This is a genomic window from Nocardia sp. JCM 34519.1 (assembly GCF_020361265.1).
GTDB lineage: Bacteria > Actinomycetota > Actinomycetes > Mycobacteriales > Mycobacteriaceae > Nocardia > Nocardia arthritidis_A.
Map to the genome: position 1 here is coordinate 313330 of NZ_JAIRBR010000009.1, position 11998 is coordinate 325327.

At 64.0% G+C, this 11998-nt stretch carries 16 protein-coding genes; 13 read left to right on the top strand and 3 right to left on the bottom strand.

Annotated elements, in window-relative coordinates; translation table 11 throughout:
- Positions 1–264 precede the first annotated feature (264 nt).
- Positions 265–1041, bottom strand: coding sequence for a hypothetical protein (locus tag LGY53_RS23630; protein ID WP_225728866.1), 777 nt, complete (start codon positions 1039–1041; stop codon positions 265–267).
- A 1-nt stretch (position 1042) separates the two neighbouring features.
- Complete coding sequence (locus LGY53_RS23635; protein ID WP_225728867.1) at positions 1043–2257, bottom strand: hypothetical protein; 1215 nt, start codon at positions 2255–2257, stop codon at positions 1043–1045.
- Between the two features lie 912 nt (positions 2258–3169).
- On the opposite strand from LGY53_RS23635, the gene LGY53_RS23640 reads away from it, so the two are divergent.
- Positions 3170–4789, top strand: coding sequence for a serine/threonine-protein kinase (locus tag LGY53_RS23640; protein WP_308102975.1), 1620 nt, complete (start codon positions 3170–3172; stop codon positions 4787–4789).
- Positions 4790–4924: 135 nt separating this feature from the next.
- On the opposite strand, the gene LGY53_RS23645 is transcribed toward LGY53_RS23640, so the two are convergent.
- Positions 4925–5314, bottom strand: coding sequence for a helix-turn-helix transcriptional regulator (locus LGY53_RS23645; RefSeq protein ID WP_225728868.1), 390 nt, complete (start codon positions 5312–5314; stop codon positions 4925–4927).
- 192 nt (positions 5315–5506) lie between these two features.
- Between LGY53_RS23645 and LGY53_RS23650 the strand changes: the two genes are divergently transcribed.
- The 12 genes from LGY53_RS23650 to LGY53_RS23705 all read left to right on the top strand — a co-directional run bounded on the left by LGY53_RS23650 (position 5507) and on the right by LGY53_RS23705 (position 11933).
- Positions 5507–5815, top strand: a complete 309-nt coding sequence (locus LGY53_RS23650; RefSeq protein ID WP_225728869.1) for a helix-turn-helix transcriptional regulator — start codon at positions 5507–5509, stop codon at positions 5813–5815.
- Between the two features lie 113 nt (positions 5816–5928).
- Positions 5929–6876, top strand: coding sequence for an ATP-binding protein (locus LGY53_RS23655; RefSeq protein ID WP_225728870.1), 948 nt, complete (start codon positions 5929–5931; stop codon positions 6874–6876).
- Positions 6873–7109 carry a hypothetical protein gene (locus LGY53_RS23660; RefSeq protein ID WP_225728871.1) on the top strand — a complete coding sequence of 79 codons (237 nt, stop codon included), beginning with the start codon at positions 6873–6875 and terminating at the stop codon, positions 7107–7109. The genes LGY53_RS23655 and LGY53_RS23660 overlap by 4 nt, the downstream gene beginning before the upstream one ends.
- Positions 7106–7504: a hypothetical protein gene (locus LGY53_RS23665; protein WP_225728872.1), complete on the top strand. Its 399-nt coding sequence runs from the start codon at positions 7106–7108 to the stop codon at positions 7502–7504. Before LGY53_RS23660 ends, LGY53_RS23665 begins: the two co-directional genes overlap by 4 nt.
- Before the next feature lie 23 nt (positions 7505–7527).
- Complete coding sequence (locus LGY53_RS23670; RefSeq protein ID WP_225728873.1) at positions 7528–7740, top strand: hypothetical protein; 213 nt, start codon at positions 7528–7530, stop codon at positions 7738–7740.
- Positions 7741–7841: 101 nt separating this feature from the next.
- Entirely contained in the window at positions 7842–8171 is a 330-nt protein-coding gene (locus LGY53_RS23675) for a hypothetical protein (protein WP_225728874.1), read from the top strand.
- A 418-nt stretch (positions 8172–8589) separates the two neighbouring features.
- Positions 8590–9090 carry a hypothetical protein gene (locus LGY53_RS23680; protein ID WP_225728875.1) on the top strand — a complete coding sequence of 167 codons (501 nt, stop codon included), beginning with the start codon at positions 8590–8592 and terminating at the stop codon, positions 9088–9090.
- Positions 9087–10433 (top strand): AAA family ATPase, encoded by a 1347-nt coding sequence (locus LGY53_RS23685; protein WP_225728876.1) that lies wholly within the window; start codon positions 9087–9089, stop codon positions 10431–10433. Before LGY53_RS23680 ends, LGY53_RS23685 begins: the two co-directional genes overlap by 4 nt.
- Before the next feature lie 150 nt (positions 10434–10583).
- Positions 10584–10886 (top strand): hypothetical protein, encoded by a 303-nt coding sequence (locus tag LGY53_RS23690; protein WP_225728877.1) that lies wholly within the window; start codon positions 10584–10586, stop codon positions 10884–10886.
- Positions 10883–11353 carry a hypothetical protein gene (locus LGY53_RS23695; RefSeq protein WP_225728878.1) on the top strand — a complete coding sequence of 157 codons (471 nt, stop codon included), beginning with the start codon at positions 10883–10885 and terminating at the stop codon, positions 11351–11353. The genes LGY53_RS23690 and LGY53_RS23695 overlap by 4 nt, the downstream gene beginning before the upstream one ends.
- Positions 11350–11742: a hypothetical protein gene (locus LGY53_RS23700; RefSeq protein WP_225728879.1), complete on the top strand. Its 393-nt coding sequence runs from the start codon at positions 11350–11352 to the stop codon at positions 11740–11742. The genes LGY53_RS23695 and LGY53_RS23700 overlap by 4 nt, the downstream gene beginning before the upstream one ends.
- The gene (locus LGY53_RS23705) at positions 11739–11933 is read left to right on the top strand and encodes a hypothetical protein (RefSeq protein ID WP_225728880.1); all 195 of its coding nucleotides are present in this window, start codon (positions 11739–11741) and stop codon (positions 11931–11933) included. The genes LGY53_RS23700 and LGY53_RS23705 overlap by 4 nt, the downstream gene beginning before the upstream one ends.
- Positions 11934–11998: the final 65 nt, after the last annotated feature.

The window sequence follows — 11998 nt, forward strand, 5'->3', positions numbered from 1 at the left end:
CGTGTCTGCCAGGCTTTATCCGTTCACGCGCCATCAGGCGCGCCGCCCGTCAGCGCGCGCGAAACGATGCATGTTCAATTGTTCTCCCGTAGTGTGCAAACCGGTGCTAGCCGGTGTCTGGCAACACCAATTCTACGGGAGCGGAAGGTATTTCGAATTATTGCCTGCGGCGTGCCGTGAACTATATTCTGGGACTGGGAATTACCTTATGGAGCCGTCGGGAAATCCTTCCCCGACGGCTCCGTAGATGAGCGATGTCAATTGTCATGATGTTGGAGTCGGTGGGTTTCCGCTGGTGGTCGTTGGCGGGTGCGGTTGTGCGCTGGTTGTGGGAGCCGGTGGAAGGCTCGTGGTCGGTGTCGGTGCCGGACTCGTGTTTCCTCGTGGGGTCGGGATGCCGGTCACGGCCGAGGGGAGGCTGGCGGGATCGGGCAGTTTCGGTCGGGTGGCCTCGTCTGGGAAGGGCTTTTCGTGGGCGATGGCATCGCGCATGCGTTTGACGACATCGGGCTCGGCATCGCGGTTGGCCGGATTGTTGTCGGCCCGCTTCGCGGCCTCGGCTTCCGGGCCGATCAGTTCGCGGGTTCCCAGCCCGGTCGCGGCGGTGAGCCATCCCTTCTCGGCGTAGTAGCGGGTGACAAACAGGTAGGTCTTATCGGGACCGATGAGCGGCACGTTGTCGACGACGATGATCTCACCGCGACTATTCGTACCTCCCAATTGATTGACCACGACCTTGGCGGGCAACTCGCCTTTCAATTGGTCCACGACAGCGACCCGGAACTGGGTCTCCGGTATTCCGGTCTCGGGAACCTCGGTGTGCAGATTTTCCTCCACCGTTCCGACGAAGATGGCATCGGCCCACCCTGCGACCGCGGCACGGTCGGAGGGGTCGACGGCCAGTTCAGCCTCGACGTTTTTGACCTTCCCTGCCGGGACATCCGGCGGTGTTTCGTCGCAACCTGCCACGACCGCCGCCGCGATCATGACAGCGAATAAGCCAACCGCGCGGGTAGATATCGATTCGATGGTCAAACGCATGTCAGACCCCTCCCCACATAGCCTGATACGAACTGCTGTCGATTGGACCGAACTCGGTTTGTGGAGTTACACGGGAGAGCATGATGTTGTCCTCACAACTGTGGTGCAGACCCAGTGCATGACCCATTTCGTGCATGACGAGATTGCGGTCCTTGGGGCCACGGTAATCGTTTTGATCCATGTAATACGTGTTGAACTGGATCTGGGTGCCCTGGTCGTACTGCCCGACGAACTGCACATCGGAACGGTTGACATCAATGAGCCGCAGTACCGGATTCTCGACGCCGGGCATTACGATCGTCACCCCGCCTTTCGAGTTCCACTGATTGACCGCGTTCTCGACTTCTGCGGTGTACTTGGAGGTGTTGAACAGCCCCAACTGGGTGCCTGCCGGGCCGACGTAGACCGATGAGAATCCTTTGTCGTAGAACGACGGTGTCGAGAAACCCGAGATGATGACGCCATGTTCGAAGTACTGGCACTGGCCCTCGTACCCGTCGCCTTTTACTTCCCCGCCTTTGACTTCGTCGCTGGTCGGGTACCCGTATTGCCCGTTCTCATATCCCGCGTTGGCCCACTGGTCGCGAATGGCGCCCCACACCGGGTGGACACCGGTGGACGGCGAGTAATAGAGCTCGCCGCCTTCCATGTGCTGGCCGGCGCCGTTGTTGCGGGTGCCGAATTCGTCGCTGGTCGGGAACCCGAGTGGGCCGTTCTCCCAGTCGAGTGAGGCCCACTTGTCGCGGATCAGTCCCCAGATGTTGTGCGCGTCGGTTGCGCTGGAGTAGTAGATTGACCCACCCTCGAACTCGTTGAACCGGCCCGGCTTGCGGGTCGGTTGTTCTCTGGTGGTGGGGTATTTCAAAGTTCCGTTCTCCCAGCCGAGTTCACCCCATTTGTCCCGGATTCTACCGCCTATCTGGTGGGCGTGGCCGTCGGTCACCAGGGGGTGCCAGTAGATGGAGCTGTTCTTCTCGAATGCCTGCCAGCGTCCGCCGCGGGCGGCGTCGGACTCGGGGTTGGTTGCGTTGCCGAAGAAGTCGAATCCGCCGGTCTCGTCGTATTCGACCTTGATCGCCCCACCGATGGGGTAGGGAGGATCCATCGGCCGCGCGGACGCGCTGGTGGGGTCGAATGCGAGCGTGGTGATGGTCGCGAGAACAGCGGCGGTCCGGAGCATTCGGATGCGTTTCCGGTGTTTCTGGCTGCGTGACATAGTCCCCTCCTTGAAATCCTCATCAAGAGAAGTTCATTGTCTGGGCCTTGAAATCCCCACTGGCCCAATAGAATTGATTGATCGACTCAAATCGTCACATCATCGGGCCTCGTTCGGAAGATCTCGATGATTGGGGAACTTGTCCCCAGTGCCGGACTCGACCCGCCCCCGGTCGCGAAAGGTGGCAGCACACTGCTGGGTGTCAACGATATTGCGGAATCGGCTGTGGGCAAAGCGATTCTGTATGAAATCTGGGCTCTGGTCGTCGCCGACCAGGTGCTCATGACAATGCCCGGTCCCGGCCCTCGGGAGCTCTCGCGAGCCTGTTCGGCACCGGCAGCGCCGCTATCGGACGCTTGCGCGACGGTGCGGTACAAAGATCGCATCTCACATCAATACACCGGTCGAGCGTCATTTGTGGCTGGATCGGTTCTAGCTCGAAGTCCAAACGCTACCAATAAGTTTCAATCGTCTGGGTGAGTCTGGGCTATTCCTTACCGTATGCGGTTTGCCGTGGACTCCGGCTTTGCCTATTCACGAATGTGATTGCCGCGTAGGCGATTCCAGAGCGATCAGTGACCGGAAGCTCACCTCCGTCATAGATAGGTTCGTTGCGGCGGCGGTCCAGCAGAGGTAAGAATGCGATGGACGCGAGACCTGCTTAACGGTGAGTCGGGCTTGAGTCCGTTGTGTTGCTAGGAGATTCGCGCGGCGCCCTATGTGACGGATACATGGTGGACAGTGGGTTGTAGTACTTCTGCACTGTCCCTCCAGTTGTGCAGCGACTGCTTCGGCCAGTCGTCGCCGATCGTTGGTGTAGCCGATGCGTGGCACACCCGCGCTGCTCCCGCTGATTTGGTTGTCCGCCTATGCTGGCGTGGATCATGAGGTGCTGTAGTGCGAGGGGGGATCGTGGTTCATCCCGATATCGGCGCGACGTTTGCGGACTATGTCATCGAAGGCGTGCTCGGACGGGGTGGTATGGGCACGGTTTATCTGGCCCGCCATCCTCGGCTGCCGAGGTGGGTTGCGCTGAAGCTGCTCAATCGTGAGGTCTCCGGTGACGCGGAGCTGCGTCGGCGGTTCGAGCAGGAAGCTAATGTCGTTGCGCGGCTGGAACATCCGAACATCGTCGGCGTCTACGACCGCGGTACCCATGCGGGTCACCTATGGGTCGCCATGCAATACATCCAGGGCTCTGACATAGGCCGACTGGATCCCCGCGCCGTGACCAGCGACCGGGCGGCGCGGATCATCACCGAAACCGCCGCCGCGCTGGACTATGCGCACGCGCGGGGTGTCCTGCATCGCGACATCAAACCGGCCAACATTCTGCTCGCCGCCCCGGAGGCCGGTCGGGACGAACGTGCTGTGCTCACCGATTTCGGTATCGCACGGTTGCTGGACGCGACCACAAAGATCACCGCCACCGGTACTTTCACCGCGACGCTTGCGTATGCGGCACCAGAACAGCTGACCGGGCAGCCGCTCGATCACCGAGCCGACCAGTACTCACTGGCGTGCACCCTGTTCACATTGCTGGCCGGGCAGTCACCTTTTGCGGCTGACAACCCCGGGCAGGTGGTGGCGGGGCATCTGAACGCACCGTTGCCGTCGCTGAGCCGGATCCGGCCGGATCTTCCGGTGCGTTTGGACGCGGTTCTTGCTCGGGGCATGGCCAAGCATCGTGACCAGCGATTCAGTAGTTGCAGCGAATTCGCAGCCTTCGTGCGTGACGCGGTGTCCGAGCGAGCCGTTGCCGCACCCCCACAGTCTTCGGAAACGTTTGTGCTGCGGGATGTCTCGGTGCCACAGGCGGAACGAAGGTCGGTGCCCAGGCATCCGATGCCGCCACGATCCAGCCTCCCCTCGCCGTACTCATCCCCGCGTACCAGCTCGAACAAGACGCGCTGGCTCGTCGGAGGGGCGGTCGCCCTGGTGGTCGCCATCGGTGTTGTGGTCGGCGCGGTCATGCTGATCGACGGCGAGTCCAAACGGGCCGCGGACCGGTATGCGATGCCCGGCGTCATCGACTCCTGCAGCCTGATCGACCCGTCGGTGCTATTGAAGTGGGGGACGACCGGCCCCAGGGAGGCACCGAAGCACACCGAAAGCCCGCCCGACCCCGAAATGGGCGGCGGTAGCCTTTCGTGCTCCGCGGCGTACCGCTGGAATGGAGATTACGGCGACCAGACATCAACGATGACGCTGGATGCCGAGTTCGACCGGAAGCCCGCCTACCAGAACGATTACACCAATATCTACAAGCTCTGGCAGCAGAGCGGCACAGGTCCGGCGAATACCAAAGGCACTGGTGATCTGTCCGGAGTCGGGTCGAATGGGTTTTGGGCGTGGGGCCAGACACAATTCGGCGGCTTCCTCTCGATGGGCTACCTTTGCGCGGCCAAGGACAGCAACCTCGCAGCGGAGATCGAGTTCAGGATCGTAGCGGTCGCCGCACCCAGTACCGACGACCTGCAGGCGTCCTGCAAGGCACAGCTGCGGACGGTGCTCGAACGCTTGCGGAAGTAGACATTCGAATCGGCGTTTTATCGCCGATGCCGAGGTTGTCCAGCTGCGATGAATGGCGTTGCTGCATGACGGCATCGGTCGTGTGGTGAACGGTGCCGCGTACCTGCGAAATATTCACTGTGGCTACATATTCGGCTATTCGCCGGACAGGACGACGATTCCGGCCGTCTGAATCTTCAACGGCGGGCGTGGGTGTCGGTTGGTCGCGGCGAGTGCGCGGATGAGTTCGGTGACGAGTCGGCGTTGTTCGCGGCCGAGGAGGGCTGCTTCCGGGGGCGGGATGTAGGGCTCGGCGAGTTCGAGGGCGATGCCGGACCAGTGGGCGACGTCGCGGACGTCCAGTTTGAGTGCGTCGGCCACGGCCTGGACCGTTTCGATCGAGGACGGGTGTTCGGGGTTGTCGATCAACCGGCTGATCGTGGTCGGGTGCACGCCGGCGGTGTCGGCGAGTTCGTTTCGGCTGTTGATACCCACCGCGGCCATCGCGGAGGCCCACGGCTCGGGTATCGCACGCTTACGTGGCATGGCCTAAGCGTAGGGCATATGTCCACACCGGCAGAACACTTGATGCGACACCCTATGCGCGATGTGCGCCAATAGATATTGGAAATATCGTCTATCTGCGCAAATATTCATCATTCATTCGTGAGTTGGTAGACATAGATGCCTTCTGTTGTTACTGTCTGGACTGGGGATGAGGCAGAGGGAGGGGCCAGGATGGTCTACCGGGCGAGATTGAAGACCCGCACCGTGTTGCGAGATACGATGCAGGACAGGGGGATTGCAGTCCGAAGCCTCGCCGACCGCGCCGGGTGCGGCAAGAGCATCATCGGGCTGCTGCGTTCGGGAGCGCGAACCTCGTGCAGCCCCGCGCTGGCGGTGAGAATCGCTGCGGCACTGGACATCCCGGCCGAAAATATGTTCCGGATCGAACAGGAAGGAGACCAGCCAGAACCGAGCACAACCGTATCTACGGGAACAACGTCTACGGGAGACGAAGAACAAAAAGGTGACCCGGCGGGCTAGCACTCCGCCGGGTCGGGCACATCTACGGGAGTAAATATGCGACCCCATTTTAACCCGCCTGCCGGTCCCATGGCAGGCGGGCCCGCCGTCTACCCCTCGAACAGGCGGTAGCGGTGGCGATCGAGTTCAAACCCGCCGTCCGGCGAAAGAGCAAGGCGCGCATGGCCTTGGCCGGACCGTCGGGGTCCGGCAAGACCTACACGGCGCTGTCGCTGGCTTGGGAATGGGCGCAGCGCGACGGCGGGGTGGTCGGGATGGTCGACACCGAGCATGGCAGCGCTAGCAAGTATCAGGGCCTCAACGGCTGGCAGTGGCAAACCCTGGAACCGGACCGGTTCTCCCCGGCCAGCCTCGTCGAAATCCTCGGCGTGGCCGCCGGTCACGGGTTCGCGGTGATGATCATCGATTCCTGGTCGCACTATTGGATGGGCCAGGACGGGATGCTCGAACAGGTCGACCGCCGCAAGCTCGGCAGCAACTCGTTTTCCGGGTGGAAGGAAGCCAACCCCGACGAGCGCCGCATGGTCGACGCGATGCTCACCTTCCCCGGCCACCTGATCGTCACGATGCGCACCAAAACCGAATACGTCATCGAAGAAGACGCCAAAGGCCGCGCGGTGCCGCGCAAGGTCGGCACCCGCCCCATGCAGCGCGAAGGGCTCGAGCACGAGTTCGACATCGTCGCCGACCTGGATTTGAAGAACAACCTGCACATCTCCAAGACCCGGCTGCCGTTCCTGGCCAACCAGGTCATCGCGGAGCCCGGTGGCGAGCTGGCCACCCAGATCGCGGAGTGGCTCGACGGCGGCGAGGAGATGCCGACGGTCGGGGAGTTCCGGCGCCGCATCTTCGCCGTGGCGGCGATGGATCATCTGCGCGACCTCTACCACGAGATCGACTCCTACCGGTTGCTCGGCGCGCCCACCGTGGACCTGGCAGGTGAGCCCACGACGCTGCGGGAGCTGATCGTGTCCATCAAGGCCACCCTGGAGCAGGTCGACGCCGAACGGGCGAAGCGCCGCACCACTGAGGCGAATGCGGAAGGAGGTGAACACGAATGACGAAACAGCAGTGCCGGAACCCGAGATGCCAGCACGGGCTGATCGACACCGTCGAGGTGGCTCAGCGCCTCGGTGTCACGAAGCAACTGGTGTTGCAGTGGCGGTCACAGCCCAAGCCACACGCGTTGGCGGACAAGGGGTTTCGGCTCAACGGTGACTCCCGTCCGTTGCGGTGGATCGAGTGCGACTACTTCGGCTACCTCGATGCGATGACCGAACCGAGGTCGGCATGAGCTCGAACCGCAGGCGTCGTTCCCGCGACTCGGCAGCGCGCGATGACGCGGGGCGGGTCTTCGTTGAGGAGTACCGATTCCTGCGCGGCGGCAACATGTCTCACCAGGCGATCGCCCGGCACCTGGGTATCTCGCTGGACACCCTGCAGGCCCGCTTGTTGCGCTACGACTGCGTGATTCTGTCCGCTGCCGAGGAACGTATCGCCGATCGTCTCGACGACCTGATCACCCGCGGTGACCCGTTCACCCTCGAACAAGTCACCGCGCTCGACGACGGCACCGCACTGATACTGGTCAACATCGCGGTCGAACGCGGACGCCTCCGCTCGGGGAAACCGGGCGGAATCCGGCGCAGCGCAACGATATACACACCTATTGGTGAGGGTGCGTCGTGACCGGGCCATACCCGGACAGGCCGATGCCCGTCCTCCTTGCGAACGCGAGCGATCCGTTCGGCGACGGCCAGCACTGGACGATCGTCGCCGAAGTCCGCGACGAGACCGGCCAACCCGTACGCATCCTCTACCAGTGCCGGTATGTGGTCGAGAGCGGTCACGGTCGCGCGTGGGTGACCGAGAGGCGTTGGGATGACGGCCGTTACGAGTCACGCGACGTCACGCTGATCGAATAGACCACCCCGAGTTCACGATTCGACGGCGACCGCAGGTCAGCCCGCTCCCCGGTATGCGCCGCATGGCGTGTGCCGGGGCGCGGGCCGGGTAGGAGAGGGATATGGCGGCTGAATCCCGCATCGAAGCCAGGAAGGACGGTCGCGGCTATATCAAGCTGTCGGTCGATTTCCTGGAAAACCGCAAGACCGGGCCGATGTCGCCGGTCGCGAAGCTGGCCTTGATCGAGTTGTGGATCTACTGCGTGCGTAACCGCACCGACGGGGTCGTGCCCGGCACGCAGGCCCGCAAGCTGGTGCCCAAACGCATCCGTGAGGTCTTCACCGTGGCGCAATCCTGGCATCACCACGATTGCACTACGACGGCACCATGCGGGCACGGTGCGTGCACGGCGACGGCACCGTGTGGGCACGGATTTCTACACCATGCATGACTACGCCATGCATCAAACAGTGTTCTCCGACACCACCGAAAGGCGGGAAAAGGCCAAGTCAGCAGGGAGATTGGGAGGCTTGGCGAAAGCGGCGAACCGGCGCGCGGGCGCTAGCGGAAACGCTAGCGGCCCACCTACCAACGCGTACGCGTCTCACAATTCACAATGTACAGAAGAAGATATCTCTTCTTCTGTAGATCTCCCCCCTGCGGTAAGTAACGCGCGAGGAGGCGAGGATTCCGCGCAACCCAGCTCGCCGTCACCGCCGGAGTCTCCGCCGTTCAGGGCGTCGGCGTTACCGGGATCGGAGTCATCGCCGCCGAGGACCGGGCCGTCGGCGCCGCGCCGACGACATGGCGGGGACGAGGTCGCCGACCGGCTCAACGCCGCCGCCCCGGAGATTCCTGCGACTGCGGCGATGCGGCGGCGGGTGCTGGCTCGGCTGGTGCCCGACGCGATCGCGGTCCTGGCCGAACCGGACGCCGGCACGTTCCGCCACGCCCAGGCCCAAGCCGAGCTGGACCGTGCCGAGGCATTGATCGACGCTCGCGCGGAGTACCTCGCGACCGGCGATGTCGCCGAAAACCCGGACCTGGACCGGCTTTTCGACCTCTACGGCGACGCCGGGTACTACTGGCGGATGACGGCCGCTCACAAGCCGCTGCCTGTTCCGGACCCGGTCACCGTCGGCGAAAAACGAGCCATGGCTTGGCAGTTGGCGCGTGATCACCTCGACATGATCACCCGCAACGGCGGCACCCCACCGGGCCGTGCCCGCGAAGCCCTGCGCGCCGAACTCGAAGCGCTCCTCGGTGACGGCGTGCACCAGGATGTGCTGCGCTCCGAGCTCGGCGGCATGGCCGAGGCCGGGCTGTGGGCGGCGTCCAAGCTGCGTGAACGCCTGAGGGTCGGGTCGTGACCAGCGTCGAGGAGGAACCGCTGATGTGCGACCTGGAAGCCGAACAGCAGATCCTCGGCGCGGCTCTCTACACCTGGGACAACACCGAGGTCGCGCAGCAGGTGGCCGACATCCCTACCGAGGCGTTCTACCGGCCCGCTCACCAGCTGCTGCACGCCACCATGGTCGACATGCTGCGCGACGGGCACCCCGCCGATCCGGCAGTGATCATCGAAAAAGCCAGCAGCAGAGGCGAACTCGGCGGCAATCCCCACCGGCTGCGCCAGCTCACCCTGGAAATGCTCGGTAAAGGCGTGCCCGGATCGGTGCCCTACTTCGCCGACCGGATCATCACCCTCTGGCGCGCCCGCACCGCCATCACCGAGGCGACCCGGATGATCCAGAAACTCCAATCCCTGCACCGTACAGGTGATCTGGAATTCACTGGTGAAGTCGTGCAACGCGCGCGCGAAGGGCTGGATCTGGATTTCACCGACCCCGTCGCGCCGGGCGCCGCCGCGTTACCGCCGTCGGTCGCCGACGTGCTCGCGGGCAGCGATTCCTACGACTGGCTGATCCCGCAGCTGTTCGAGTACGGGGACCGGATGATCCTCACCGGCATCGAAGGACTCGGCAAATCCACGCTCCTGGCACAGATCGCGTGCGCGGTGACCGCGGGCCTGCACCCGTTCCTCGCCGCACCGATCACCGGAGCCGGTGCACCCGACCGGCGCTCGCATCGAGTGCTGGTGATCGACGCGGAGAACCTGCCCGGTCAGCTGCGCCGTCGCTACCGCGATATCGTCGGTCGCGTCGACGGGGTCTGCGATCAGCAACTGCACCCGCGGCCGGACTGGCACGACGAATTGCGGATCGAGTCCCGCCCGGACGGGGTGCGGTTGGAGGATCCGCGCGAGTTGCGGCGTATCGAAGCCGCGATCGCCGCGCACCAGCCCGCCCTCGTCGTTGCCGGGCCACTGTATCGGCTCAACGGTCTGGATACCGAAACCGCTGACGGGGCACGTGAACTGGTGCGGATCCTGGATCGGTTGCGTGTCAAATACCGGTTCGCGCTGATCCTGGAGGGGCATATTCCGCATGCCGCTGATGGGCGTTCGCGGTCGGTGCGGCCGATCGGGTCGTCGCTACTGTTGCGCTGGCCCGAATTCGGGTACGGCATCGTGCCCGGCCGGGGTCACGAGGACGAGGAACACCCGAAGCTGGTGAATCTGCGGCAATGGCGGTATGCCCGCGACGCACGCCTGTTCCCGCACGAATTGCATCAATCGACGTCCGGGTTTCCGTGGACGCCCGGCGGCAACTATTTCCACCTCTGCCGCAACCGGGGAGTATTCAACGGCTGAGAGCTACGAATTGTGTTCTGCTGCAACGAATATGATGGTATTGATGGCCGATATGAATTGAAATAGGATGTGTTGCAGGGGATTTCACATGTGGCTAGCACCACCGGAATTCCCTGACCGGAATTGAATACTGCATCTACGGGAGAAACGATGACGAAAATCGTCATGGAATTGCACTGCCCCGAAGCGCACGCCAGCGCTGCGGAGGCCGAGCGCTGGAACGCCGCACGCCTGGTGTCGGGCCTGACCCGGCTACTGTCGGGACGACGCTGCCCCACCTGCCCCGCGCAGGCGCTCGAGACCGGTATGACCGTGATCGGCGGCCGCGAGCGCGAAACCGGGTACTGCGCATGCTGCCAAGCCACCTGGCTGCCCGGCCAGCGCACACGGCTACTGGCCGCCGGACGCCTGATCGGTGTCGAACCGGTTGCGCGGCACGGGGTTCGGTCATGATCCGCCGCACCAGCCCCGACATCCGATTCGCGCGCACGGTGCTCGACACCATCCGCGCCCTACCCAACCACACCCGCCATCCCGGCGCGGTCTGGGACCAGTGGGTGTACCGCGAGGTCGACATTCACGGTCTCGTCTACGCCGACAACGGCGCCACGCTGTGCCGGACCGCGATGTGCTTCGCCGGATGGACCGTCGAACTCGACCCCGACGTCGGGTGGGTGTACGACACGATGAGCCTGCGCATCGCGGGCCTGGTCAACACCAGTGGCCGCCAACAGATCCGGGTGAATCCGGACCTGACCACCGCCCTGGATCTCGCCACCGGCCAGCACCTCATCGCCCGCGACTACGCCCAGCGGCGACTCGGCTTGACCAGCCGCCAGGCAACCGAGTTGTTCGCGGCCACCAACACCGTCGACGACCTCGCCGAAATCATCGACCGCATCGGAAAGGGCCTGCTATGAGCACCAACCCGATCACCGCGACCGCGCTGGTGTCGCGGGTCCGTGACATCGTCGCGGCCGCACCGGAAGCCACCACACCCACCAGTACCGAGCATCCGCACGGGGACCGCTACGTCGTCCGCGACGCCGACGGCCGCTGGCAGGGTTCGCGGTTGATCGGGCGTGCCCTACTCGAACTCGGCGCCGACCCGGATCGGCTCGCCGAGCACGACGCCTACGCCCTGTCGGCCGCCAGCACGGTGATGAACTTCGTACTGTTCGGCGTCTGGGGGCAAGACCTGTTGTGGCTCAACGTCGTTCAATCCCACGAGGGCAAAGGGCATCGGTGGTCCGATGCCGTCGCGTTCGCTGATCTGCGCATCCGGGGCGTGATCGGGAGCAGCCGATGAGACCACCCATCCAACCCGGTACCTCCACCGTCATCGACATCGGCTACCTGCCCGCCAGCGGCGGGAAGCCCGAACGGTGGGCGGCCAGGGCCACCTTCCGCGACCACGACGGCACCATCCGCCGCCTCCGCGCCGTCCGGACCGACCCGGACGAGGCCGCCGACGCGATCGAAGACCAACTAGACGAGTAAGTCCGAAGTGCTGACGATGCCCGGACATGGGCGGAGGGCGTCGAAGACCAGTGTGTGAGCAATGA

Coding starts and splice junctions, on each gene's coding strand:
- LGY53_RS23630 (WP_225728866.1), bottom strand. CDS start 1,041: ATGCGTTTGACCATCGAATCGATATCTACCCGCGCGGTTGGCTTATTC.
- LGY53_RS23635 (WP_225728867.1), bottom strand. CDS start 2,257: ATGTCACGCAGCCAGAAACACCGGAAACGCATCCGAATGCTCCGGACC.
- LGY53_RS23645 (WP_225728868.1), bottom strand. CDS start 5,314: ATGCCACGTAAGCGTGCGATACCCGAGCCGTGGGCCTCCGCGATGGCC.
- LGY53_RS23650 (WP_225728869.1), top strand. CDS start 5,507: ATGGTCTACCGGGCGAGATTGAAGACCCGCACCGTGTTGCGAGATACG.
- LGY53_RS23660 (WP_225728871.1), top strand. CDS start 6,873: ATGACGAAACAGCAGTGCCGGAACCCGAGATGCCAGCACGGGCTGATC.
- LGY53_RS23665 (WP_225728872.1), top strand. CDS start 7,106: ATGAGCTCGAACCGCAGGCGTCGTTCCCGCGACTCGGCAGCGCGCGAT.
- LGY53_RS23670 (WP_225728873.1), top strand. CDS start 7,528: ATGCCCGTCCTCCTTGCGAACGCGAGCGATCCGTTCGGCGACGGCCAG.
- LGY53_RS23675 (WP_225728874.1), top strand. CDS start 7,842: ATGGCGGCTGAATCCCGCATCGAAGCCAGGAAGGACGGTCGCGGCTAT.
- LGY53_RS23680 (WP_225728875.1), top strand. CDS start 8,590: ATGCGGCGGCGGGTGCTGGCTCGGCTGGTGCCCGACGCGATCGCGGTC.
- LGY53_RS23690 (WP_225728877.1), top strand. CDS start 10,584: ATGACGAAAATCGTCATGGAATTGCACTGCCCCGAAGCGCACGCCAGC.
- LGY53_RS23695 (WP_225728878.1), top strand. CDS start 10,883: ATGATCCGCCGCACCAGCCCCGACATCCGATTCGCGCGCACGGTGCTC.
- LGY53_RS23700 (WP_225728879.1), top strand. CDS start 11,350: ATGAGCACCAACCCGATCACCGCGACCGCGCTGGTGTCGCGGGTCCGT.
- LGY53_RS23705 (WP_225728880.1), top strand. CDS start 11,739: ATGAGACCACCCATCCAACCCGGTACCTCCACCGTCATCGACATCGGC.